20 protein-coding genes are annotated in these 22,575 nt (G+C 71.6%); 5 read left to right on the top strand and 15 right to left on the bottom strand.

Translation table 11 applies throughout. From position 1 onward, the window contains the following. Positions 1-10 precede the first annotated feature (10 nt). Entirely contained in the window at positions 11-796 is a 786-nt protein-coding gene (locus CRM89_RS24345; protein ID WP_011206994.1) for a 2-keto-4-pentenoate hydratase, read from the bottom strand. Between the two features lies 1 nt (position 797). After that, positions 798-2,432 carry an FAD-binding protein gene (locus CRM89_RS24340; protein ID WP_098086409.1) on the bottom strand — a complete coding sequence of 545 codons (1,635 nt, stop codon included), beginning with the start codon at positions 2,430-2,432 and terminating at the stop codon, positions 798-800. A gap of 99 nt (positions 2,433-2,531) precedes the next feature. Between CRM89_RS24340 and kstD the strand changes: the two genes are divergently transcribed. Beyond that, the gene (gene kstD / locus CRM89_RS24335) at positions 2,532-4,256 is read left to right on the top strand and encodes a 3-oxosteroid 1-dehydrogenase (protein ID WP_060593709.1); all 1,725 of its coding nucleotides are present in this window, start codon (positions 2,532-2,534) and stop codon (positions 4,254-4,256) included. Between the two features lie 267 nt (positions 4,257-4,523). Further along, positions 4,524-5,384 carry a MaoC family dehydratase gene (locus CRM89_RS24330; RefSeq protein WP_011206991.1) on the top strand — a complete coding sequence of 287 codons (861 nt, stop codon included), beginning with the start codon at positions 4,524-4,526 and terminating at the stop codon, positions 5,382-5,384. A gap of 86 nt (positions 5,385-5,470) precedes the next feature. On the opposite strand, the gene CRM89_RS24325 is transcribed toward CRM89_RS24330, so the two are convergent. The 6 genes from CRM89_RS24325 to zapE form a co-directional block, all read right to left on the bottom strand. Further along, positions 5,471-5,929 carry a hypothetical protein gene (locus CRM89_RS24325; RefSeq protein ID WP_098086408.1) on the bottom strand — a complete coding sequence of 153 codons (459 nt, stop codon included), beginning with the start codon at positions 5,927-5,929 and terminating at the stop codon, positions 5,471-5,473. Beyond that, positions 5,926-7,200, bottom strand: a complete 1,275-nt coding sequence (locus CRM89_RS24320; protein ID WP_060593712.1) for a DUF58 domain-containing protein — start codon at positions 7,198-7,200, stop codon at positions 5,926-5,928. The genes CRM89_RS24325 and CRM89_RS24320 overlap by 4 nt, the downstream gene beginning before the upstream one ends. Beyond that, a complete protein-coding gene (locus CRM89_RS24315) occupies positions 7,197-8,159 on the bottom strand; it encodes a MoxR family ATPase (RefSeq protein WP_060593713.1) in 963 nt (320 codons plus the stop codon). Before CRM89_RS24315 ends, CRM89_RS24320 begins: the two co-directional genes overlap by 4 nt. A gap of 10 nt (positions 8,160-8,169) precedes the next feature. Then, positions 8,170-8,667: a hypothetical protein gene (locus CRM89_RS24310; protein ID WP_011206987.1), complete on the bottom strand. Its 498-nt coding sequence runs from the start codon at positions 8,665-8,667 to the stop codon at positions 8,170-8,172. Continuing rightward, entirely contained in the window at positions 8,664-9,599 is a 936-nt protein-coding gene (locus tag CRM89_RS24305; RefSeq protein ID WP_228821904.1) for a DUF4129 domain-containing protein, read from the bottom strand. Before CRM89_RS24305 ends, CRM89_RS24310 begins: the two co-directional genes overlap by 4 nt. A 158-nt stretch (positions 9,600-9,757) precedes the next feature. Further along, positions 9,758-10,708 carry a cell division protein ZapE gene (zapE, locus tag CRM89_RS24300; protein ID WP_098086406.1) on the bottom strand — a complete coding sequence of 317 codons (951 nt, stop codon included), beginning with the start codon at positions 10,706-10,708 and terminating at the stop codon, positions 9,758-9,760. An 80-nt stretch (positions 10,709-10,788) separates the two neighbouring features. Between zapE and CRM89_RS24295 the strand changes: the two genes are divergently transcribed. Then, positions 10,789-11,373 carry a TetR/AcrR family transcriptional regulator gene (locus CRM89_RS24295; RefSeq protein ID WP_098086405.1) on the top strand — a complete coding sequence of 195 codons (585 nt, stop codon included), beginning with the start codon at positions 10,789-10,791 and terminating at the stop codon, positions 11,371-11,373. On the opposite strand, the gene CRM89_RS24290 is transcribed toward CRM89_RS24295, so the two are convergent. From CRM89_RS24290 to CRM89_RS24260, 7 genes are read right to left on the bottom strand one after another with little or no spacing between them, the layout of a single operon-like run. Further along, a complete protein-coding gene (locus CRM89_RS24290; protein ID WP_098086404.1) occupies positions 11,370-11,825 on the bottom strand; it encodes an NUDIX domain-containing protein in 456 nt (151 codons plus the stop codon). The genes CRM89_RS24295 and CRM89_RS24290 overlap by 4 nt on opposite strands. 45 nt (positions 11,826-11,870) lie before the next feature. Continuing rightward, positions 11,871-13,067 (bottom strand): lipid-transfer protein, encoded by a 1,197-nt coding sequence (locus CRM89_RS24285; protein WP_098086403.1) that lies wholly within the window; start codon positions 13,065-13,067, stop codon positions 11,871-11,873. Then, positions 13,057-13,494, bottom strand: coding sequence for a MaoC family dehydratase (locus tag CRM89_RS24280; protein ID WP_011206981.1), 438 nt, complete (start codon positions 13,492-13,494; stop codon positions 13,057-13,059). Before CRM89_RS24280 ends, CRM89_RS24285 begins: the two co-directional genes overlap by 11 nt. Beyond that, the gene (locus tag CRM89_RS24275; RefSeq protein WP_011206980.1) at positions 13,491-14,423 is read right to left on the bottom strand and encodes a bifunctional MaoC family dehydratase N-terminal/OB-fold nucleic acid binding domain-containing protein; all 933 of its coding nucleotides are present in this window, start codon (positions 14,421-14,423) and stop codon (positions 13,491-13,493) included. The genes CRM89_RS24280 and CRM89_RS24275 overlap by 4 nt, the downstream gene beginning before the upstream one ends. Positions 14,424-14,466: 43 nt before the next feature. Further along, a complete protein-coding gene (locus CRM89_RS24270) occupies positions 14,467-15,636 on the bottom strand; it encodes an acyl-CoA dehydrogenase family protein (protein WP_011206979.1) in 1,170 nt (389 codons plus the stop codon). After that, on the bottom strand, positions 15,621-16,685 hold the full coding sequence (locus CRM89_RS24265) for an acyl-CoA dehydrogenase family protein (RefSeq protein ID WP_060593718.1): 1,065 nt from the start codon (positions 16,683-16,685) through the stop codon (positions 15,621-15,623). Before CRM89_RS24265 ends, CRM89_RS24270 begins: the two co-directional genes overlap by 16 nt. A gap of 24 nt (positions 16,686-16,709) precedes the next feature. Beyond that, entirely contained in the window at positions 16,710-18,896 is a 2,187-nt protein-coding gene (locus tag CRM89_RS24260) for an acyl-CoA dehydrogenase (RefSeq protein ID WP_098086402.1), read from the bottom strand. A gap of 145 nt (positions 18,897-19,041) precedes the next feature. On the opposite strand from CRM89_RS24260, the gene kstR reads away from it, so the two are divergent. Both kstR and otsB read left to right on the top strand, forming a co-directional pair. Further along, positions 19,042-19,677, top strand: coding sequence for a cholesterol catabolism transcriptional regulator KstR (gene kstR, locus CRM89_RS24255; RefSeq protein WP_060593720.1), 636 nt, complete (start codon positions 19,042-19,044; stop codon positions 19,675-19,677). Positions 19,678-19,926: 249 nt separating this feature from the next. Further along, positions 19,927-22,497, top strand: a complete 2,571-nt coding sequence (gene otsB, locus CRM89_RS24250) for a trehalose-phosphatase (RefSeq protein WP_086839279.1) — start codon at positions 19,927-19,929, stop codon at positions 22,495-22,497. The last annotated feature ends 78 nt before the right edge of the window (positions 22,498-22,575 follow it).

The following is a 22,575-nucleotide window of genomic DNA, read 5'->3' as shown; positions in this document are numbered from 1 at the left end:
GACAGGCCTCCTAGGTGAATTGCAGACGGACGGAACCGAGTCCGGCGAACTCGGCGTGGAACGTGTCGCCGGGGCGGGCGTCGATGGCGCGGGTGCACGAGCCGGGCAGCACGATGTCGCCCTTGCGCAGCCGCACCCCGAACGAGGCGACCTTGCGGGCCAGCCACGCGACCGCGATCACCGGGTCGCCGAGCACCGCGTCGCTGCGCCCCTCGGCGACCACCTCACCGTTGCGGGTGAGCACCGCGTCGATGGCCTTGATGTCGATGTCGGCGGGCGCCACCCGCTGCGGACCGAGCACGAAACCGGCCGAGGACGCGTTGTCGGAGATGGTGTCGCACAACCCGATGTTCCAGTCCTTGATGCGGGAATCGATCAGCTCGATCGCCGGTGCGTAGGCCACGGTCGCGGCCAGCACGTCGGCTTCGGTGCAGTCCGCGCCGGGCAGGTCGGCGCCGAGCACGAAGCCGACCTCGACCTCCACCCGCGGGAACAGGTAGCGACCGGCCTCCACCGGAACGTCCTCGAAGACCTCCATCTCGGCCAGCAGGTGCCCGTAGTCGGGCTCGTCGACGCCCATCATCTGCTGCATGGCCAGCGAGGACAGGCCGACCTTGTGCCCGACCACCCGCGCGCCCGTGTCCAGGCGGCGGCGGATGTTGATCAGCTGGATCTCGTAGGCGTCGACGACGTCGATGTCGGGGTGCCTGGCGACCAGCGGGTCGATGGCGACCCGCTCGGTCTCGGCCCGCCAGAGCTCGTCGGCGAGTTCGGTTCGTACCGCGTCGGACAGCACGCTAATTTCCTTCCGCTGAGGCTTGTTCGAGGACGCCCGCCGCGCTGCGACCCGCCCGGCGGCCGGAGAAGACGCAGTCGGCCAGGGACAGTCCGCTGACATAGGAGTCCGAGCAGATGCCGACGGCGGTACGGCCCGCCGCGAACAATCCGGGGATGTCGTGTCCGGCCGTCGACCGCACCGCTCCGGTGGTCTCGTCGACGACCACACCGCCGAGGGTGAGCATCGGGCAGGGGTTGATGACGCTCGGTTTGATACCGACATCCAACAGCCAGTAGGGCCCGCTGCGCACGGGTTCGCAGAACTCGGCGGGCTTGCCGACCGGGTCCGGCGCGCCCGCGGCGATGGCGGCGTTGTGCGCCTCGACGGTGGCGCGCAGTCCAGCCGGATCGATGCCCGCCTTGCGCGCGGCGTCTTCGAGGGTCGCGCCGCGGATCGCCTTGCGGCGCATCACCTCGAACTGGGCGCGCTGGAACCAGGCCGGTTGGGTGCGCATCTGCGCGATGCCGAGCCGCATGCGCTCGTCGTCGGCGAGCACCCAGCCCAGCCCGTCGTGTTCGTTGACGAGCTTGTGGCCGACGGCGGCGCCGTAGCGGGTCTCGTCGATCACCCGGCGGCCCTCGGCGTCCACGAGCAGGGCACCGGTGAACGCGCTGGGCGGCAGGATGAACCGCCACGCGGAGATGTTGCCCATCCGGTCGGTGGCCGCGCCCACCTCCTGCGCCATCAGGATGCCGCTGCCGTCGTCGCCGGTGCTGCCCAGTTCCAGGCCGTGCCGGTACTGCGGGCCGTAGCGGTGCACGAGTTCACGATTGGCGATGAAGCCGCCCGCGCTGACGATCACGCCACGGCGGGCGTGCACCCGGATGGTGGTGCCGTAGCGGCGGTCCAGCGCCTCCAGGCGGCGCTCGAGATTCTTGCGCAGCGGCGGGTAGTAGATGCCGGGCTTGGCGGCGACCTTCGCCATCCGGACGTAGCGGTCGCGCACGGCGGCGGGGGCGTCGCGCAGCGTGCGGCACTCGACCCCGACGACCGCGCCGTCGGCGTCGGTGATGAGACGCGTTGCGGTGGTGAGTGTTTCGACCCGGACACCGTGGCGGGCCGCGGAGGCGGCCAGCGGGCCGGTCAGCTTCTTGCCGGAGGTGCCACGCCCCTTGACGCGGTGGCCGCGCTGGGCAGGCTCGGCGACCTCGCGGCCGTAGCCGGAGACCTCGCTGCCGGAGTAGTACAGGTAGTACTTGTCGTTCGGGTAGGAGGTCTTGTACGGGCACAGCGAGGGCTCGAACGGCACACCGTGCCCCTGCAACCAGTCGATCATCGCCGGGCTCTCCTCGACGAACCGGCGCAGCGTCTCCGGCGCGACCGCGTCACCGACCTCGCGGGTCAGGTAGGCCAGCATCTGTTCCGGGGTGTCGGAGACGCCCGCCGCCCGCTGTACCGAGGTGCCGCCGCCCGCGTAGATGATGCCGCCGGACAGCGCGGAGGTGCCGCCGCCGGTGAACCGCTCGAGCACCAGCACCTGCGCACCGGCCGCGGTGGCCTCCAGCGCGGCACAGGCGCCCGCCGCCCCGAACCCGATGACGACGACATCGGCGGCGAGGTCCGCATCCGCGCCCACCTGCACTCGACTGGCCATGCACTCCACTCCGAATTGAAACAAGTTTTCTCGGCAGATGGAACGCCGAGCAGGTCTTCTGCCACTCAACATAGACCAAAGGCGCGTCCATTCTATAACGTGTTCTACATGACTGATCCGGTTCTGGACCCACACAGCTACGACGTGGTGGTGGTCGGCAGCGGCGCCGCCGGTATGACCGCCGCCCTCACCGCCGCGCACCACGGCCTGCGCGTGGTCGTCCTCGAGAAAGCGGCGCACTACGGTGGCTCGACCGCCCGGTCCGGCGGTGGCGTGTGGATTCCCGGGAACAAGGCGCTGCGCGCCTCCGGTCGTCCCGACGACCGCGAGGAAGCCCGCACCTACCTGCACAGCATCATCGGCGACGTGGTGCCCAAGGAACGGATCGACACCTACATCGACCGGGGCGCCGAAGCCTTCGATTTCGTGCTCGACCACACCCCGCTGCAGATGAAGTGGGTGCCCGGATACTCCGACTACTACCCGGAGGCGCCGGGCGGGCGCGGCGAGGGCCGCTCGTGTGAGCCCAAGCCGTTCGACCTGAAGGTGCTCGGACCGGAGAAGGACAAGCTCGAGCCCGCCTACGCCAAGGCGCCGCTGAACGTGGTCGTCATGCAGGCCGACTTCGTGCGGCTCAACCTGATCCGCCGCCACCCGAAGGGCATGCTGCGGGCCATGCGCGTCGGAGCGCGCACCTACTGGGCCAAGTTCACCGGCAAGCACATCGTCGGCATGGGCCAGGCCATCATCGCCGCCATGCGCAAGGGGCTGATGGATGCGAACGTGCCGCTGCTGCTGAACACCCCGATGACGAAGCTGGTGGTCGAGGACGGCCGGGTGACCGGCGTGGAGGCGCTGCACGACGGCGAGCCGGTGGTGTTCTCGGCGCGCTACGGGGTGGTGCTCGGCAGCGGCGGCTTCGAGCACAACGCGGAGATGCGCGCGAAATACCAGCGCCAGCCCATCACCACCGAATGGACGACGGGCGCGGCGGCCAACACCGGCGACGGCATCCGCGCGGGCATGGAGATCGGCGCCGACGTGGACTTCATGGAGGATGCCTGGTGGGGTCCGACGATCTTCAAGGGCGGTCGGCCGTGGTTCGCGCTGGCGGAACGGAATCTGCCCGGATGCGTCATCGTCAACGCGCAGGGCAAGCGGTTCGCGAATGAGTCCGCTCCTTACGTCGAGGCCGTGCACGCGATGTACGGCGGTGAATACGGGCAGGGTGAAGGGCCCGGGGAGAACATCCCCGCGTGGCTGGTGTTCGACCAGCGCTACCGCAACCGCTACATATTCGCCGGACTCCAGCCCGGACAGCGCTTCCCGTCCCGCTGGATGGAAGATCAGAACATCGTCAAGGCCGACACCCTCGCCGAACTGGCCGAACTGATCGGCGTGCCGGTGGGCAATCTGACCGCGACCGTCGAGCGGTTCAACAAGTTCGCCGAGACCGGCAAGGACGAGGACTTCGGCCGCGGCGACAGCCACTACGACCGCTACTACGGCGACCCGACGGTGAAGCCCAATCCGTGCCTGGCCGCGCTGGTGCAGGGCCCGTTCTACGCGGCAAAGATCGTGCCGGGCGATCTCGGCACCAAGGGCGGCCTGGTGGCCGACGAGTCCGGGCGGGTGCTGCGCGAGGACGGCTCGCCGATCCCCGGCCTGTACGCCTCGGGCAACTGCTCGACGCCGGTGATGGGCCACACCTACGCCGGGCCCGGTGCCACCATCGGACCGGCCATCACCTTCGGCTACCTCTCGGTACTCGACATCCTCGCGCGCAAGAACGAGCAGTCCCCAGCCGCTTCGGGCACAGCCTGAGCGGTCAGCGGCGGAGGCGGCAGCGCAGCGTCACCACGAAGCCGCCCCGCTCAGGCACATCAGGCACAGCCTGAGCGGTCAGCGGCGAAGGCGGCAGCGCAGCGTCACCACGAAGCCGCCCCGCTCAGGCACAACAGGCACAGCCTGAGCGGTCAGCGGTGCACCACCTGTCCGCCTGATGGGCTCCGGTCTTCCCGGACCGGAGCTCTCCCCTCAGGATGGAGGCACGGTCCGGCCGTCCCCACGTATCCACAAGGAGATTTCCCCATGCCCATCGATCCGTCCGTCGCCCTCGGCGCGCAGCTGCCGAGCCGCGAGTTCGCGTGGACCCCCTCCGACGTGCAGCTCTACCACCTGGGGCTGGGCGCGGGGACCCGCTGGACCGACGAGGCCGAACTGCGCTACCTCGACGATCGCGAGCCGCAGGTGCTGCCCACCTTCGCGACCGTGGCGCAGACCCTGCACGAGACCGAGCCACCGAAGGTGAGCTTCCCCGGCATCGACATCGATCTGGCCAAGGTGGTGCACGCCCACCAGGAGGTGCAGGTGCACCGGCCGATTCCGGCGGCGGGCAAGGCGACCAGCACCGGCCGGATCAGCGAGCTGTGGGACAAGGGTTCGGCCGCGGTGATCGTGCAGGAGCACACCATCACCGGCTCCGACGGCGCACCGCTGTGGACGACCCGCTCGTCGATCTTCGCCAAGGGCGAGGGCGGATTCGGCGGTGAACGCGGGCCGAGCACCAGAACCGAACTGCCCGACCGCGATCCCGACGCCGAGGTCGCGATTCCCACCCTGCCGCAGCAGGCCCTGCTGTACCGGATGCTCGGCGACCGCAATCCGCTGCACTCGGACCCGGCGTTCGCCAAGGCGGCCGGGTTCCCCGCGCCGATCCTGCACGGCCTGTGCACCTACGGCCTGGTCTGCAAGGCCGCCACCGACACCGTGCTCGACTCCGATGCCACCCGCGTCACGGGTTTCCGGGCCCGCTTCGCCGGTGTGCTGTTCCCCGGCGAGACCATCCGCGCCCGGATCTGGCGCGGCGCGGGCGAATTGACGATCGCCGCCACGGTGGCCGACCGCGACGACGCCCCGGTCCTCGGCGACGTCACGCTGACCTTCCAGTAGCGGACCCCGCCGGGTGGGCGGGCTACTCGGCGTAGCGCCCGCCCACCACCACGATGACGAGTTCGCTTTCGGTGACGTAGTAGTCGTCATTCCCGGCGGGGGCTCGGCGCGGCGGCCGGGGTGGGGCGGGGGGTGAGGGTGGGGACGAGGACGGCGTAGAGGGCGATGACGGCCACCGGGGCGAGGGCGGGGAGCCAGGCGAGGTGGAGCGGGAGGACGGCGGCGGTGGCGGCGCAGGCGGTGCAACCGACGGCGCCGAGGACCGACGGAAGGGTGGTGGGGACGACGCCGGCGGGGGCGGCGACGGTGGCGGCGTTGAGCAGGTAGGCGGTGGCGACCAGGCCGGTGGCGGCGGCTTCGACCACGCCGATGTCCGCGGCCAGCGCGAGCACGGCGACGGTGAGCAGCACCGCGCCCACCGCGGCGGACCGGAACCACCAGCTCAGCACCACCAGGACCAGCGCGGGCAGCGCGGCGGGGGCGAAGATCAGCGCGACGGCGGCGACCAGGAGCGCACCGGCGAGCGCGGCGAGGAATCGGGTCATCGGCGCACCCTCGTACTACGGCGGTGCTCGGGCAGCAGGCGCATCACCTGGTCCAGCCGCACGTCCTCGGGCCACGGCACGATGTCCACGCCGATCGCCGCCATGTCCCGATACATGGTGGCGCGCTCGAGATGCCACATCCTGGCCAGCGTCGGATCGAGTCCGTCGCGGAAAGGCGTGCCGCGCAACACGTCCACGACGACCACCACGTGCCCGCGCTTGCGCAGATCGATGAGTGCCAGCGCGAATTGGGTGTCGAGCAGTGTGGAGAACGCGACGACGATCGCGCCCAACGGCACCGCGGCGTGCGGGGCGAGCGTGCCGGTGGTCGGGATGTGTTCGTCGCCGACGGCGAGCACGGTGTCGACGATGCGGTAGAACTGGCGGCGGCCGATGTCGGGGCGCAGCCAGCGCGGCTGCTCGCCCAGGCACACCACGGCCGTGCGGTCGCCCGCCGACAACGTCGACTGCACGACCTGCGCGGCGCCGCGCACCGACAGCTCCAGCGCGTCGCTGGCGGGGCCGGGCGCCTGGAGCGAGGTGTCGATCAGCACCACCACGTCGGCGGACCGGTTGGTCAGCCGTTCGGTGACATACAGCCGTCCCCGCCGGGCGCTGACCGGCCAGTTCACCGTGCGCAGCTGGTCGCCCGGGGTGTAGGCGCGGATGTCGGCGTATTCGACGCCGGGCCCGTGCCTGCGCGTCAGGTGGGTGCCCAGGCGCTCGGGCAGCTCGGTGCGCGGCATCCGCATCAGCTGCGGATCGGTGACCGGATAGACGAAGAGCTCACCGGCGGGCAGGATCTCGGTTGCCACGGCCAGTCCCGCCGGACTCAGTGCCGACACCCGCACCGACAGCGGATAGCGGCCCCACCGCGACGCCGACAACGCCAGCCGCAGCCCGGCGGGCGCGGCACCGGAATCGCTGGTCTCCTCGATCGTCACGTCGAGCCCCGGCACCGGTTCGGGGGTGATGCGTAGCAGCGCGTGCCCGGATTCGACGAAGGCGGCGACCGTGCACACCACCTCCTCGGTCTCGAAGCACCGCTGGGTGCCGCCGCCGTCGACCTCGATCCGGGTGGGCGAACGCTGCCACGGCGCGGTGGCGAGCACTCCGAGCAGCGGCGCCGCGAACACCACCGGCTGCCACCGCGCGAACACCACCGCCGCCAGCAACGCGACGGCCGCGCAGCCGGCGAGCATGTAGACCAGCGGGGCGGGCTGCCAGCGCAGTTCGGCCTCGACGGTGGTCTCGGCGTCGCGGTGTCTCATGTCGTGGTGGCGCGCGGCACCGGGAGCCTGCGCAGCAGTTCGCCGATCACGTCCTCGCCGCGCACCCGGCGCACCCACATCTCCGGGCGCAGCGTGATGCGGTGCGCCATCGCCGGAATCGCCAGCGCCTTCACGTCTTCCGGGATGACGTAGTCGCGGCCGAGCAGCAGGGCACGGGCACGGGCCATCTGCACCAGGTCCAGTTCGGCGCGTGGGCTCGCCCCCACCTCCACCTGGGGATGCCCGCGGGTGGCCCCGGCCAGGGCCACCACGTACCCGACCACGTCGGGGTGCACGGAGACGTATTCGACGGACTGGCGCATCTCCAGCAACGCGTGCGCGTCGACGACCTGGTCGACCTCCGGCTGCACCGAACCGCGCTCGAGCCTGCGCCGAATCATCTGGGTCTCGTCGGCCTCGGAGAGGTAGCCCAGCCGCAGCTGCACGGCGAAGCGGTCGAGCTGCGCTTCCGGCAGCGGGTAGGTGCCCTCGTACTCGATCGGGTTGTCGGTGGCCAGCACGATGAAAGGCTGTGGCAGCGGGAAGGTTTCGCCGTCGATGCTGACCTGTCCCTCGGCCATCGCCTCCAGCAGGGCGGCCTGGGTCTTGGGCGGGGTGCGGTTGACCTCGTCGGCCAGCAGCACGTTGGTGAACACCGGCCCGCGCCGGAAGTTGAACCGGCCGGAGTTCATGTCGTAGATGGTGGAACCGAGCAGGTCGGCGGGCAGCAGGTCGGGGGTGAACTGCACGCGGGTGAACTCGAGGCCGAGCGCGGCGGCGAAGGACCGGGCGATGAGGGTCTTGCCGAGGCCGGGCAGGTCCTCGATGAGCACGTGGCCGCCGGAGAGCACGGCGATCATGATCAGCCGCAGCTCTTCCTGTTTGCCGACGACGACGCGGGACAGTTCCCGCAGCACCGCCTCGGCACGCTGGACCGTCACGTCCAAGGGCATGGTCATGGCACTCGTCTCACATTCTCTGCAGGCGGTGCAGGATCTCGTCCAGCGCGGCCCGGCCGGGGGCGGGGGTCGTCTGGTCGCGCAGCTCGGAGTTCGCCGGGTCGACCCACCGCCACAACTCCGGGCCGAACTGGTGCAGGCCCGCGGCCTCCATCGCGCGGCGGTTCTTGGCCACCCGCATGCCGGCGGACAGCTCGAATTCCTTGGCCAACAGGGGCCGCAGATGCCGGTCCCAGTCGGCGCGGGTGCCGTCGGCGCGGTCGGCGAGCATCTGCGCCCTGGCCTCCCAGCGCCGCAGCATCTCCACCGGGCCGTTGTCGATCTCGTCGGCGCGGTCGTCGGCGGCGCGCGCGGTGCGCTCCCGCAGCGACGCCAGCAGCAGCACCAGCGCGATCGCGACGGGCACGGCGGCCAGCGGCAGCAGCGCCTCGCGCAGCCGGGCCGCGGCGATCGCCTCCAGCAGCAGTACCGCGCCGATCGCGGTGACCGCGACGGCGGTCCTGGTCATACCGTCTCCTCCTGCGGCATCTCGCCCTGCAGGTCGGCGAGCACGACGCGCAGCAGTTGCTCGGCGCGCATGCGCTGCCATTCGAGCATGGCGTGCGGGCTGAACCGCGCCTCCTCGAACAATGCCACCAGCTCGCGGGCGGAGGTGTCGTGCAGGGCGCCGCGTTCGAAGGCGCGGGCCAGCACCTCCATCGGGGTGTCGGAGGCCAAGGGGGCGGCGGCGCGGCCGGAGGCGAGACCGCGCTCCATGGCGACGTAGCAGGCGATGATCGCGGTGCGCGGGTCCTGGCCGGGGGCGTTCATCGCGGCCAGGCCCATCTCGGCGGCGCGGGCCAGCGAACCGACTTCGGCCGGGGGCGCGGGCGCCTCGACCAGGACGGTCTCGCGTGCCCGGCGCCGGGTCGCCAACGCGACCGCCAGCAGCCCGGCGCAGGCGACGGCGACCAGCGCGACGGCGGCGACGACCGCCAGGGTCAGGGCGGTGCCGCTGAGTTCGGCCGCACCGGAACCGGGCGACGGCGCGCCGGTGGGTGCGGGTTCCGGTGGCGCACCGCTCCCGGTGGCCGGGGCGGGCTCGGTGGGAGCCTGCGCCGGGAGCACGACGAAGAAGACCGCCGAGGCGGCGGCGACGAGCAGGGCTAACGCGGTGAGGGCCGCCAGCACCAGCAGGCCCGTGCGGCCCAGCCGCCACTGTACGGGTTCCGGTTCGCGCTCGGGCTCGGGCATGCTCAGCGGTAGCCGGTGCTGGCTGGCGAGCACGCCCGCCAGCAACACCACGATCGAGACGGTCAGCAGCACGGGCATCAGGGCGACGGTGAGCGCCGACGGCGGGCCCGGTTCGGCCGGTCCGGCGGCGGGAGCGCCGGGGATGTGACCGCGCAACGCGACGGTGGCGACCGCGATCAGCATGATCAGCACGATCACGCGGGTCATCGGCGCACTCGCCCGAGCCACCAGCATTACCACCAAACCTGAGAACTGCTCGAAACAGCCACATAGTTACATGCCGGACGGTCCGCCCGGGACCGAATCGCAGAGTTCGAGCGCCCCAGGATGCGCGGCGTCGCCGCAGGTCGACGGCGGGGTGATGATCACACAGCCCCGCGGGCCGCCGGCTGTGAAATCTCATAGAGTCTGCTGACCGTCCGGTCGAGGTCGCTACCGGCGGGCATCCCCGCCGCCAGCGCGGCCGGCGGCGCGGCGGCATGGACGATGACCGGCCGGTCGGCGTCGTAGAGCACGTCGATCAGGGTGATCCAGCGGGTCACCAGGTCCGCGTGCACGGTGCGCAGCAGCGGGACGGCGCCGATCACCCAGCGCTCGAACCGGGCGGCGAGCGCCACGTAGTCCGCGGCCGACACCGCGCTGCCGCACAGGTCGGTGAACGACGCCACCAGGGTGCCCGCGGTGGCCGCGTGCACCGGCACGGTGTGCGCACCGATCCGCACCGCGGTCGTCGCCGCACAGGGCGGGCCACCCAGCAGGTACCGGCCGGCCGCGAATCCGGCTACGGTCCGGCCGGAGCCGTGCCTGCGGTAATCCAGTGGACCGTCCACGGCCACCACGTCCAGGTGCGCGCGGATGGCCGCGATGACGGGCAGGAAGCGGTCGTGGAACAGCGGATTGGGCAGCAGCTGCTCCGGACGCTGGTTCGAGGTGACGACCAGCGGGACGCGGCGGGCGAACAGCGCGTCGAGCAGCCGGGCCACCAGCATGGCGTCGCCGATGTCGTCGGCGTGGAATTCGTCGAAGCACACCAGTTCGGCATCCCCGATCAACGCGGTCAGTGCGCCGTCGACGGACCCGGTGTCCTGCCGGGCGCGGTGCAGCAGCGCGAAGAACTCGTGGAAATGCCACCGGCGCGTGCGGGTGCGGGTCGCGGCGGCGAGGAGGTGGTCCATCAGCATGGTCTTGCCACGGCCGGGGCGCCCGTGCAGGTAGACGCCCCGGGCGCGACGGCGGGGCCGACCGCCGTCGAGCAGCGCGGCCAGCCGGTCCGCCGCCGCGCGCTGCCCGGCATCGAGTTCCACGATCCCGCTCACCGCGACTCCCTCCTGTCGTCACCGCCGTCCCCCTCTACAGTTGTAGAGGGGGACGCGCGAGACGACCAGCGGAGGTGACGATGTCCACAGACGACCGGCGCACACAGATCGTGGCGACGGCCGTCGACCTGATCGCCGACGCAGGCATCCGGGCGCTCACCCACCGCGCGCTCGACCGCGCGCTGGCACTGCCCGCCGGATCGGCGTCGTACTACTTCCGCACCAGGCGGGCGCTGCTGGCCGCGGTGGTCGACCACATCGCCGAACGCTCGCGCGCGGATTTCCGGGAGGCCGGACTCGCTGCCTCGGACGACGTCGACGCGGTGGCCGACGGCATCGGGAACTGGCTCGACGACCTGCTGGCCGCCCGCCGCGCGCAGCTGCTCGTCCGGCACGCCCTGATCCTCGAGCTCGGCGCGGATACCGAACTGCGCGAGCGGCTGGCCGCCGGGCTGTTCGCGGTGGAGCGGGTCCGAGAGCTGTTCGCCGCCTGGGGAATCGGAGATCCTCATCGGGCCGCGCTCGACTTCGTCGCCGTTCTAGAGGGCGCGGTGTTCGACCGGTTCGCGGGCCACCGGCGCGCCCTGGTGGCGGGCACAGCGGAGAGCCGCGCACAGCTCACCGGCCTGGTGACGGCCTACCTGCGCGGGGTGCGTGGCCGCTAGGGCTCCCCCGGAGGTACTGCCGCCCAGCCGATCTCGGAGTACGGCCGGCCGGAACGCAGTGCCCGGACACCGGCCGCGGGATAGTCGATCACGTCCGCGGGCAGCGCGTCGAGCGCGAACCAGCGCAGCTCGTAGCACTTGTCCGGCTCCCGATTGACCGGCTCGCCCGTCCATCGTTCGGCCAGGAAGAACAACCCGAGTCGCGGTTCCAGGCCCACGTCCACGACGTGCGCGGTGTGCACGAGCCGCAGGTCGGCCGGATCGATCCGGACGCCCACCTCCTCGCGCGCCTCCCGCGCGGCGCCGGCGCGGGCGGGTTCGCCCGCCTCCAGCTTGCCCGCGGGCAGATGCCAGCGCCCGTCGAAGCGGTCCGCGCTCCGGCGGCGGCTCAGCAGCAGCGAACCGTCGCGCACCAGCAGCACGTGCACATCGACGAAGTGGCGGACGGTCATCGGACTCCTTCGCGCGGGGACCGCCGCCACGGTAGCGCGGGCGACTCAGGCCGCGCTGAGCACCAGCCCCGAGGTCGGCACGCCGGTGCCCGCGGTGACCACGATGTTCGCCAGTCCCTCGACCTGGTTCACCGACGTGCCGCGGATCTGCCGCACCGCCTCGGTAATGCCGTTCATGCCGTGGATGTAGGCCTCGCCGAGCTGTCCGCCGTGCGTGTTCAGCGGCAGCCTGCCACCGTGCTCGATGGCGCCGTCGGCGATGAAGTCCCTGGCCTCGCCGCGCCCGCAGAACCCGAGTTCCTCGAGCTGCATGAGCACGAACGGGGTGAAGTGGTCGTAGAGGATCGCGGCCTGCATGTCCTGCGGGCCGAGCCCGCTCTGCGCCCACAGCTGCTGCCCGACCAGGCCCATCTCCGGCAGGCCGGTCATGGCGTCGCGGTAGTAGCTGGTCATCACGTACTGGTCCGCCCCGGAACCCTGGGCGGCACCGACGATCACCGCGGGCTTCTGCGGCAGGTCGCGGGCCCGTTCCACGCTGGTGACCACGATGGCCACCCCGCCGTCGGATTCCTGGCAGCAGTCGAGCAGATGCAGCGGCTCGGCGATCCAGCGGGAGCGCTGGTGGTCCTCGAGGGTGATCGGCTTGCCGTAGAAGAACGCGTCCGGGTTGACCGCGGCGTGCTTGCGGTCGGCCACCGCGACCCGGCCGAAATCCTCGCTGGTGGCGCCGTAGACGTGCATGTAGCGGCGGGCCACCATGGCGACCTGCGCGGCGGGCGTGCCGAGGCCGTGCGGGTAGGACCAGCCCGCGTCGATGCCGGAGGAGGTGGGCGCGGTGGCCAGCGCGGTGGAGAACTGCCCGAACCGCGAGACCGACCGCTCGTTGAACGCCCGGTAGGCCACCACCACCTCGGCCACCCCGGTGGCCACCGCCATCGCGGCCTGCTGCACGGTCGCGCAGGCAGCGCCGCCGCCGTAGCCGATGTGGCTGAAGAAGGTGAGCTGCGGGATGCCGGTCGCGCGGGCGACGGCGGCCTGGGTGTTGTTGTCCATCGTGAACGTGGTGAGCCCGTCCACATCGGCCGCGGTGAGCCCGGCGTCGGCCAGCGCCGCGTGCACGGCCTCGGCGGCCAGCCGCAATTCGCTGCGCCCGGACTCCTTGGAGAAGTCGGTGGCGCCGATCCCGACGATGGCGGCGCGGCCGCTCAGGGGGGAACGGTCGGCCGGCGATTTACTGGTCAAGACTGCCTCCGGTGAAGCCGATGACGGCGGTCGCCGTGATGTGGTCGCCGAGACTGTCGCGGCCGACGACGGCGATGGTGACGTCGGTGTCCGACACCTCGGTGACGGTGCCGGTCAGGGTGAGCGTGTCCCCGGCGTACAGCGGCACGCCCAGGCGCAGCGCGATGGACTTGACGACCGCGCGGGGACCCGCCCAGTCGGTGACGAAGCGCTGCACCAGGCCGGTGTCGGTGAGGATGTTGACGAAGATGTCCTTCGAGCCCCGCGCGACCGCCTTGTCGCGATCGTGGTGCACGTCCTGGAAATCGCGGGTGGCGATCGCGGTGCTGATCACGAAGGTCGGATCGGCGTGGATGACCAGTTCGGGCAGCGTCGTGCCCACCTCGATCCGCGCCGGGATCGGCGGTGCGTCGGTCGTCTCGGTCATGCCGTCACCTTCCAGTAGGGCAGCGTGGCGTCGTCGTCGAGTTGTTCGAAGGCCACCTCGACCGGCAGGCCGACGCGCACCTCACCGGGGTCGATGCCGCGCAGTTCGCCCAGCATGCGCACCCCTTCCTCCAGTTCCACCAGGGCGACCACGAACGGCAGCTGCCGTCCGGGCACCTTCGGCGCGTGGTGCACCACGTAGCTGAACACGGTGCCGCGGCCGCTGGCGACCACGTAGTCGGTCTGTTCGGATTTGTCCTTCCACACCGCCGGGATCGGCGGATGCCGCAGCGTGCCGTCGGGTAGGCGCTGGATCCGCAACTCGCCGAGTTTCGTGCCTGCCCAGAAGAATTCGGTGTCGTGGGAGACCAGCGGTTTGACCCGCTCGCCCGCGGGCTGCTCGGCGGCGGGTCGCGGTGCGAACTTCAGGATGCGGAACAGCATCTCGGTGACGAGTTCGTCGCCGACGTACCAGAGGGTGCGGAAGGTGACGAACCACCCCTCCCCCAGTCCGGTCCGCTTGGGGCCGGAGATGCTGTCCAGCCTGCTGGTCACGGTGACCTGTTCGCCGGGTACCAGGTAGCGGTGGTAGATCTGCTCGCAGTTGGTACCCACCACCGAGGTGTAGCCCGCGGCGTCGAGCAGGTCGTTGGTCTGCGCCATCGGATCGTCGGGCGGGCGGACGCCGCCCAGCCCGAACATCGTCCAGACCTGCGCCATCGCGGGCGGGGCGACGATGCCGGGGTGGCCGGCGGCGCGGGCGGCGGCCTCGTCGACGTAGATCGGGTTGGTGTCGCCGATGGCCTCCACCCAGTTGTTGATCATCGGCTGGTTGACCGGGTCGCGCGCGAGGCGCGGTGCGCACTCGCCCGCCGCGATGATCTGCTCCGCGGCGGCGACGATGGCCTCCGGCGTCGTCGTGTCCGGCACGCGCGGCTCCTTCTCTGTCGGTAGGGGGGTCGGATACGCCGGGTCAGCGCGGCACGCGCGGCAGCTTCAGCCCGGCGGTGGCGACGAGTTCGCGCATGATCTCGTTGACGCCGCCGCCGAAGGTCACCACCAGGTTCTGCTTGGTGCGCCGGTCCAGCCAGCCCAGCAGTTCCGCGGTGGCCGGTTCGGCGGGGTCGCCGTAGCGGCCCACGATCTCCTCCACCAGCCGGCCCGCCTCCTGCAACTTCTCGGTGGAGAACACCTTGGTGGCCGAGGCGTCGGCGATGACCTGTGACTGGTCGGCGTCCGCGCGCTCCGCGGTTCCGGCGACCTGCCAGTTCAGCAGTTCGTTGAGCCGCACCATCGCGTGCACCCGGCCCAGCGTGCGGCGCACGTCCGGCTCGGCGAGCACGCCCTGGGCGGCGGCCCACTCGCGCACGCGGTCGTAGAGCTGCTCGATCTTGCCCGAGGGGCCGAGGCCGACACGCTCGTGGTTGAGCTGGGTGGTGATCAGCTGCCAGCCCCGGTTCTCCTCGCCCACCAGCATGTTCGCCGGTACCCGGACGTTGTCGAAGTAGGTGGCGTTGGTGTGGTGCGCGCCGTCGCAGGTGATGATCGGCGTCCAGCTGTAGCCGGGATCCTTGGTGTCGACGATCAGGATGGTGATGCCGCGGTGGCGCGATTCCACGGTGCCGGTGCGGCAGGCCAGCCAGATGTAGTCGGCTTCGTGTGCGCCGGTGGTGAAGATCTTCTGCCCGTTGACGATCCAGTCGCCGGAGGCGTCGCGCACGGCGCTGGTGCGCAGCGCCGCCAGGTCGGTGCCCGCCTCGGGTTCGGAGTAGCCGATGGCGAAGTGGATGTCGCCGGTGAGGATGGCGGGCAGGAACTTCTGCTTCTGTTCCTCGGTGCCGTACACCTGCAACGTCGGTCCGACGGTCAGCAGTGTCACCAGCGGCAGCGGCACGTCGGCGCGCACCGCCTCGTTGTAGAAGATCTGCTGTTCGACCGGGCCGAAGCCCTGCCCGCCGAACTCCTTCGGCCAGCCGACACCCAGCCAGCCGTCGCGGCCCATCCGGCGCACCACGGCGCGGTAGGCGTCGCCGTGGCGGTTGACCGCCATCTCGGCTTCTTCCTCCGGGGTCACCAGACCCGCGAAGTAGGAACGCAATTCGTCGCGCAGCGCGCGCTGCTCGGCGGTCAGATCGATGAACATCTTGCTCCTAGACGATCCAGGCGCAGCGATTCGCCGCCGAGCCAGCGGGCGAGGTCCTTGGCCTGTGAGTAGTAGCGGTGCATCGGATGGGTGATATCGACGCCGAGGCCGCCGTGCAGGTGATGACACTTCTGCATGGCCGCGGGCAATTCCGCGGCCACCGTGTAGGCGAGCACGTCGAGGTCGTCGTCGACGCGCGCGCGGTGGTCCGCGTCGCCCTCCTCCTGCGCGAGCGCCCAGCTCGCGGAGACCGCGACCGCGTGCAGGGTGCGGGAGACGACATACAGATCGGCGACCTCCTGGGCCACCGCCTGGAACTCCGCCAACGGCCTGCCGAACTGGCGGCGGGTGCGCAGGTGCTCGGCGGTGAGCGTGAGCGCACCCTTCAGCAGCCCGTCGGCCACCGACCCGATCGCCGACACCGCGTAGCGGTGCAGGTCGGCCAGGTCGCCGGGCAGCAGCCGCTCCGCCGGGATCGCCACATCCGCCAGCCGTACCGTGCATTCCGGCAGACCACCGGAGGCGGGCGAGGCGGTGCGGGTCAGCCCCTCGGCGTCGCCGTCGACGAGGGCGATACCGGCGTCGGTCGGGATCAGCAGCCAGCGGGCCTCCTCGGCGTAGGGCACGGCGATCTTGTGCCCGCTGACCCGCACCACGGCGCCGTCGGCGACCGCGGTGGTCTTCGGCGAGGTGGTGAACGGGCGGCCGGGCTCGCTCAGCGCGGCGGTGAGCACCGCGCCCTTGCCGACTTCCGGGTAGACCACTTCGGCGACCGCGTCCGGCAGCACCGGTAGCAGCGGCAGCAACCCGAATCCGAGCGTCGGCAGGGCGGGCACGGCGACGGCATCGGTGGCGAGTTCGGTGAGCAGCACGGAGATCTCCGCCTGCCCCATCCCGTCACCGCCGAAGCGCTCCGGCAGCGCCAGCCCCAGCAGGCCGGTCTCGACGAGGCTCGGCCACAGCCCCATGTCGCGGGCGGGCTCGCGCTCGAGCAATCCGACGACGACCTCGGCGACGGCGTCCTGGCCCTCGTCCCTGGTGAAATCCACGGTGTTCTCCCAGTTGGCTTTCGATCAGCTGTCCGCGTCGCGGGGCAGCCCGAGGATCCGCTCGGCGGCGACGGTGAGCAGGATCTGCTCGGTGCCGCCGGCGATGGACAGGCACCGGGTGAGCAGGAACTCGGTGACCTCGGCGGTCTCCTGCGCACCGAGCGGCCCGGCGACCTCCACGGCGAACTCGGCCACCGCCTGCCGATGCCGCACCCCGACGAGTTTGCGCACGCTGCTCTGCGCGCCCGCGTCGCCACCGGCCAGCACGGTCAGCGCGGCGCGCTGTTCGAGCAGCAACCCGCCGATCGCATCGGCGACGAATCCGCCGAGCCGGTCGGCGATCAGCTCCGCGCCGGGCCCGGTGGCGGGCAGCTTGGCGATCAACTCCTCGAGGGCGGGCCCGATCCCGTTGCCGCCCATGGCGATCCGTTCCGCGGAGAGGGTGGAGCGGGCGATCTTCCAGCCGTTGTTCAGCGCGCCGACCAGGCAGTCGTCGGGCACGAAGACGTCGTCGAGGAAGACTTCGCTGAAGCGCGCCTCCCCGGTGATCTGCACCAGCGGACGAACCTCGAGGCCGGGACTCTTCATGTCGACCAGGAAGTAGCTGATGCCGCGGTGCTTGGGCGCCTCGGCGTCGGTGCGGGCCAGGCAGATCGCCCAGTTCGCGCGGTCGCCGAGCGAGGTCCACACCTTCTGTCCGCGCAGCCGCCAGCCACCGTCGACCCGGGTCGCGGTGGTGCGCAGCGCCGCCAGGTCGGATCCCGCCTCGGGCTCGCTGAACAGCTGGCACCACACCACCTCACCGTGCAGCGTCGGCCAGGCGAAGCGGTCGATCTGCTCCTGGGTGCCGTGTTGCAGCAGGGTCGGGATCGCCCAGCCGCCGATCGCGAGATCCGGGGCGGCCAGGCCGGCACGGCGCAGTTCCTCGGAGATCATCAGGCCGGTCATCGGATCGGCGCCGCGGCCGTAGGGCGGCGGCCAGTGCGGCATCACCAGGCCCGCGTCGACCAGCGCGGCGCGCTGTTGTTCGGCGGGCAGCGCGGCGATCGCGGCGACCTCACGGGCCAGGCCGGTCGTGGCGGCGCCGTCGACCTGCACGCCGTCGGCGGCGAGCACCCGATCGGCACCGGTGGTGCGGCGATGCCCGGCGCGGGTGAGTTCGGTGACCCGGGCGCGCCAGCGCGCCGACCCGCCGAGCAGCTGCCGCAGCGCGGTGGCCCGGCGCAGGTAGAAGTGTGCGTCGTGTTCCCAGGTGAAGCCGATGCCGCCGAGCACCTGGATGCAGTCCTTGGCGGTCTCCACCGCCGCGTCCAGGGCGATGGCGGCCGCGATGGCCGCGGCGATCGGCAGCTCGGCGCCGCCCTCGTCGACCGCGGCCGCGGCGTCCAGCGCGACGGCGCGGATCAGCTCGGTGCGGCACAGCATCCACGCGCAGATGTGCTTGACCGCCTGGAAGGAGCCGATCTTGCGGCCGAACTGCTCGCGCACCTTGGCGTAGTCGACCGCGGTCTCGAGGCACCAGCCGGCCAGCCCGGCCAGTTCCGCGGCGGCCAGCACCACCAGCAGGTCCTCGACCCGGTGCGGTGCGGTGAACACCTGCCCGGCGGTGACCGGCGTCTCCGCGCAGTGCACGGCGGCCAGCGGCGTGCTCGGATCGGTGGGCCGCAGCGGTTCCACCCGCAGGCCCGGCGCGTCCGGCGGCAGCAGGCACCAGCGCGGGCCGTCGGCCGAGCGCACCGGCAGCAACACCGCGGTGCCCGGCGCGGCGCCCAGCACGAGGGGCCAGCTACCGCTGAGTGACCCGGTCTCGGCGAGCGCGGGTAAGCTCTGTGCCGATTCGGGCGAAAAGCCCGTCTCGGCAACGCTGTCGAGAGTATCGAGGGTATCGAGCGCGACGCCGCAGGGCAGATCCTCGGCGAGCGCACCGGAGGTGACGAGGTTGGCCAACGCCGTGGTCAGCACCGGTCCGCCGACGAGATCGTGCGCAGCCTGTTCCAGGAGCACGGCCAGGTCGGCGACCGTCGCGCCCGCGCCACCCGCCTCCTCGGCGACCGCGACGCGGAAGACGCCGAGGTCGGCCAGCGCGGGCCAGTACCCACGCCAGAATCCCTCGGGTTCGGCTCGCATTGTTGCAATCGGGCGGACCGATCCGGCCCAGCCCCGCATCGACTCCTGAACGGCTTTATGCTCGTCAGTGGTGGCGATGGTCACACTCCATACCGCCTTTCCCGGCGTGACTCCCACACCTAGAACATGTTCTAATATCCCTGCCGGGCGGAAGTCAAGACAACGCCGTCCTCTCCTCGACCGCGCAGCCAGGCAGACGAAACGACGTTTCCGGAAAGGACTCTCATCGATGGCCAGTCCGTCCCGATCGCAGCCCGCCGCCGCGCGCCCCGCGACAGTCACCACCCTGAGCGAGGACGAGCTGAGCTCGGCGGCGCAGCGGGAGCGCCGCAAGCGCATCCTCGACGCCACCCTCGCGCTGGCGTCCAAGGGCGGGTACGACGCGGTGCAGATGCGCGCGGTGGCCGAGCGGGCCGACGTGGCCGTGGGAACCCTCTACCGGTACTTCCCGTCCAAGGTGCATCTGCTGGTGTCCGCGCTGGCCAGGGAGTTCGAGCAGTTCGAGAGCAAACGCAAGCCGCTGGCGGGCTCCACGCCGCGCGAGCGCATGCACCTGCTGCTCACCCAGATCACCCGGATGATGCAGCGCGACCCGCTGCTCACCGAGGCGATGACCCGGGCGTTCATGTTCGCCGACGCCTCCGCGGCCGCCGAGGTGGACCGGGTCGGCAAGGTGATGGACCGGGTCTTCGCCCGGGCGATGAACGACGGCGAGCCGGATGAGCGCCAGCTCGCCATCGCCCGCGTCATCAGCGACGTGTGGCTGTCGAATCTGGTGGCCTGGCTCACCCGCCGCGCCTCGGCCACCGACGTGAGCGACCGGCTGGAACTGACCGTCGATCTGCTGCTCGGCGACAAGGAGTGAGGCGGCGGGGCGTGATCGGCGCCTCGCTTCCCCGGTGCGCACAGTGCCCGTGAGCGGGTTACCGTGGTAGTCATGCCGCGGTGCCGTCGAGGGGGTTACCCGTCGGTTATCCGTGCGGCGACCAGCCGAATCCGCGATGTGGGCTCGCGATCGTCCGCACGCCGACCGGCGCGCTGCGGTGCGGCAAATTCAACACAGTATTGTTTTGGCCGCCCCTGAATCATCCCCTCCGATCACTAGGTTGGATGCGTGAGCGCACAGGATCTGCCACAAGAACTTCGCCGTGCACTGTCGACGGTCGCGCGCGAGCCACGGCTGCTGGTCGCATCGGACTACGACGGGACGCTCGCGCCCATCGTCTCCGATCCGTCCAAGGCGTATCCCCACCGGGAGTCGGTGAGCGCGCTACGCGCCCTCGCCGGGCTGACCGGCACCACCGCGGCCGTGATCTCCGGCCGCGCCCTGCGTGATCTGGCGGCACTCTCGCGCCTGCCCGTCGAGGTCCAGCTGATCGGCAGCCACGGCTCGGAGTTCGACGTCGGCTTCGTGCACGCCATCGACAACGACGCCAAGCAGTTGCTGCACGAGGTCCAGGCCGCGCTGACCCAGATCGCCGACGACAACCCCGGCGCCTCGGTGGAGACCAAGCCGGCCAGTGTCGCGCTGCACGTGCGCAACGCCGCCCCCGAGATCGGGCGCCGGGCGCTGGAATCGGTCCGCCAGGGTCCGGCGCGCTGGGTCGGGGTGCAGGTCACCGAGGGCAAGGCGGTCATCGAACTGGCCGTCATCCAGACCGACAAGGGCACCGCCCTGGACACCATCCGCCACCAGGAGGGCGCGACGGCGGCGGTGTTCTTCGGCGACGACGTGACCGACGAGAAGGCGTTCCGCGTGCTGTCGGGCCCGGATGTCGGCATCAAGGTGGGCGAGGGCGAGAGCCTGGCCAAGTACCGGGTGGACAGCACCGAGGCCGTCGCCTGCGCGCTGGCCTTCCTGCTCGAGGAACGCCGCACCTGGCTGGCCGGTGCGAGCGCGCCGCGCATCGAGCGGCTGACCATGCTGGCCAGCCCGCGCTCGGTGGCGCTGCTCACCCCCGACGCCACCGTCACCTGGTTCTGCCACCCCGAACCGGACTCGGCCGCGGTGTTCGCCCATCTGCTGGGCGGGCCGCAGGCCGGGCACTTCAGCGTCGCGCCGGAACGGCCCGGCCTGCCGCTGTCGCAGCGCTACGTGGACGGCACCATGACCGTCGAAACGCGTTGGGCCAGTTTGCAGGTCACCGACTACCTGCCGCACGACGTGGCCCCCACCCGCACCGACCTGACCCGGGTGATCAGCGGTCACGCCAGGGCCGTGGTCACCTTCGCGCCCCGGCCGGAGTTCGGCCAGGTGCCGGTGAGCCTCGAGGCCGACCGGGACGGGCTCAAGGTGCTCGGCACCAACGACCCGATGGTGCTGCGTTCCCCCGGCGTGCAGTGGCGCATCGACAACGACGGCGTGCACGACGTCGCCACCGCCGTCGTCGACCCGGCGCAGGGCCCGGTGGTGCTCGAACTGCGCTGTGGCACACACGATCTGGACCCCGCATCGGCCAGCGAGACCGAGCGCAGGCGCGAGGCCGAGCGGTACTGGCGGGAGTGGGCGAACTCGCTGGAGCTGCCGCCGCTCAAGCCGGACCTGATGAAGCGTTCGGCGCTGACGCTGCGCGGGCTGGTGCACGCGCCGTCCGGCTCGATCCTCGCGGCGGCCACCACCTCGCTGCCCGAGGACATCGGCGGCGTGCGCAACTGGGACTACCGCTACTGCTGGCTGCGCGACGCGGCGCTGACCGCGCAGTCGCTGGTCACCCTGGGTTCGCTGACCGAGGCCGAGCAGTTCCTCGGCTGGGTGCACCGGGTGCTGGAGACGCTGCCCGGCCCCGAGCGCCTGCACCCGCTCTACACCATCTACGGCGAGACGCTGCCGCCCGAGGCCGTGATCGACCAGCTGCCCGGATACGCGGGCTCGCGGCCGGTGCGCGTCGGCAACGCGGCGAACATGCAGGTGCAGCTGGACGTCTTCGGCCCGATCGTCGACCTGATCTCGACGCTGGCGCACGCGCGCGAGCGCAAGGGCATCACCGAGCCCGCCAAGGCACTGCCGGATGCCGATTGGGAACTGGTGCACGCCATGGTGGCCGCGGTGCAGCGCCGCTGGACCGAGCCCGACCACGGCATCTGGGAGATCCGCGGGAACCCCCGTCACCACGTGTACTCCAAGGTGATGGGCTGGCTGACGGTCGACCGCGCGCTGACGCTGGCGCAGAAGTTCGACCGGCCGGTGGACCCGGAGTGGGTGAGCCTGCGCGAGACCATCGCCGAGGAGGTCAAGTCCAAGGGCTGGAACGACGAGGTCCAGTCGTTCACCGCCGCCTACGACGGCACCGATCTGGACGCGGCCACCCTGCACATCGGCCTGAGCGGGCTGATCGACCCGTCCGACCCGCGCTTCGCGGCCACCGTGGTGGCCACCGAGGCCGAGTTGCGCAGTGGCTCGACGGTGTACCGCTACCACCACGACGACGGCCTGCCCGGCGGCGAGGGCGGCTTCCACCTGTGCGCGGCCTGGCTGGTCGAGGCGTACCTGCTGATCGGCAAGCGCTCCGACGCCGAGGCGCTGTTCGCCCAGCTGGTCGACGTGGCGGGCCCGACCGGCCTGCTCAGCGAGGAGTACGACCCGGTGGCCGAGCGCTCGCTGGGCAACCACCCGCAGGCCTACAGCCACCTGGGCCTGCTGCGCTGCGCCCAGCTGCTCTCCCAGCCGGTGCAGGTGCTGGTCTGACCCGATCCCGGCGACGGCCCCGCGACCGACCGCGGGGCCGTCGTCGTGTCACCGGCCACAACATCGCCGGCCGAGGCC

This window comes from Nocardia sp. FDAARGOS_372 (assembly GCF_002554515.1).
GTDB classification, from domain to species: Bacteria; Actinomycetota; Actinomycetes; order Mycobacteriales; family Mycobacteriaceae; genus Nocardia; species Nocardia farcinica.
This window is presented reverse-complemented; position numbering and strand designations above follow the sequence as displayed.

Bases quoted from the DNA above. Each gene is read 5' to 3' on its own strand.
- CRM89_RS24290 (WP_098086404.1), bottom strand. From the start codon at position 11,825: ATGACCGTCCGCCACTTCGTCGATGTGCACGTGCTGCTGGTGCGCGAC.
- CRM89_RS24280 (WP_011206981.1), bottom strand. From the start codon at position 13,494: ATGACCGAGACGACCGACGCACCGCCGATCCCGGCGCGGATCGAGGTG.
- CRM89_RS24305 (WP_228821904.1), bottom strand. From the start codon at position 9,599: ATGACCCGCGTGATCGTGCTGATCATGCTGATCGCGGTCGCCACCGTC.
- CRM89_RS24325 (WP_098086408.1), bottom strand. From the start codon at position 5,929: ATGACCCGATTCCTCGCCGCGCTCGCCGGTGCGCTCCTGGTCGCCGCC.
- kstR (WP_060593720.1), top strand. From the start codon at position 19,042: ATGGCCAGTCCGTCCCGATCGCAGCCCGCCGCCGCGCGCCCCGCGACA.
- CRM89_RS24340 (WP_098086409.1), bottom strand. From the start codon at position 2,432: ATGGCCAGTCGAGTGCAGGTGGGCGCGGATGCGGACCTCGCCGCCGAT.
- CRM89_RS24320 (WP_060593712.1), bottom strand. From the start codon at position 7,200: ATGAGACACCGCGACGCCGAGACCACCGTCGAGGCCGAACTGCGCTGG.
- CRM89_RS24330 (WP_011206991.1), top strand. From the start codon at position 4,524: ATGCCCATCGATCCGTCCGTCGCCCTCGGCGCGCAGCTGCCGAGCCGC.
- CRM89_RS24270 (WP_011206979.1), bottom strand. From the start codon at position 15,636: ATGTTCATCGATCTGACCGCCGAGCAGCGCGCGCTGCGCGACGAATTG.
- CRM89_RS24310 (WP_011206987.1), bottom strand. From the start codon at position 8,667: ATGACCAGGACCGCCGTCGCGGTCACCGCGATCGGCGCGGTACTGCTG.
- CRM89_RS24315 (WP_060593713.1), bottom strand. From the start codon at position 8,159: ATGACCATGCCCTTGGACGTGACGGTCCAGCGTGCCGAGGCGGTGCTG.
- CRM89_RS24295 (WP_098086405.1), top strand. From the start codon at position 10,789: ATGTCCACAGACGACCGGCGCACACAGATCGTGGCGACGGCCGTCGAC.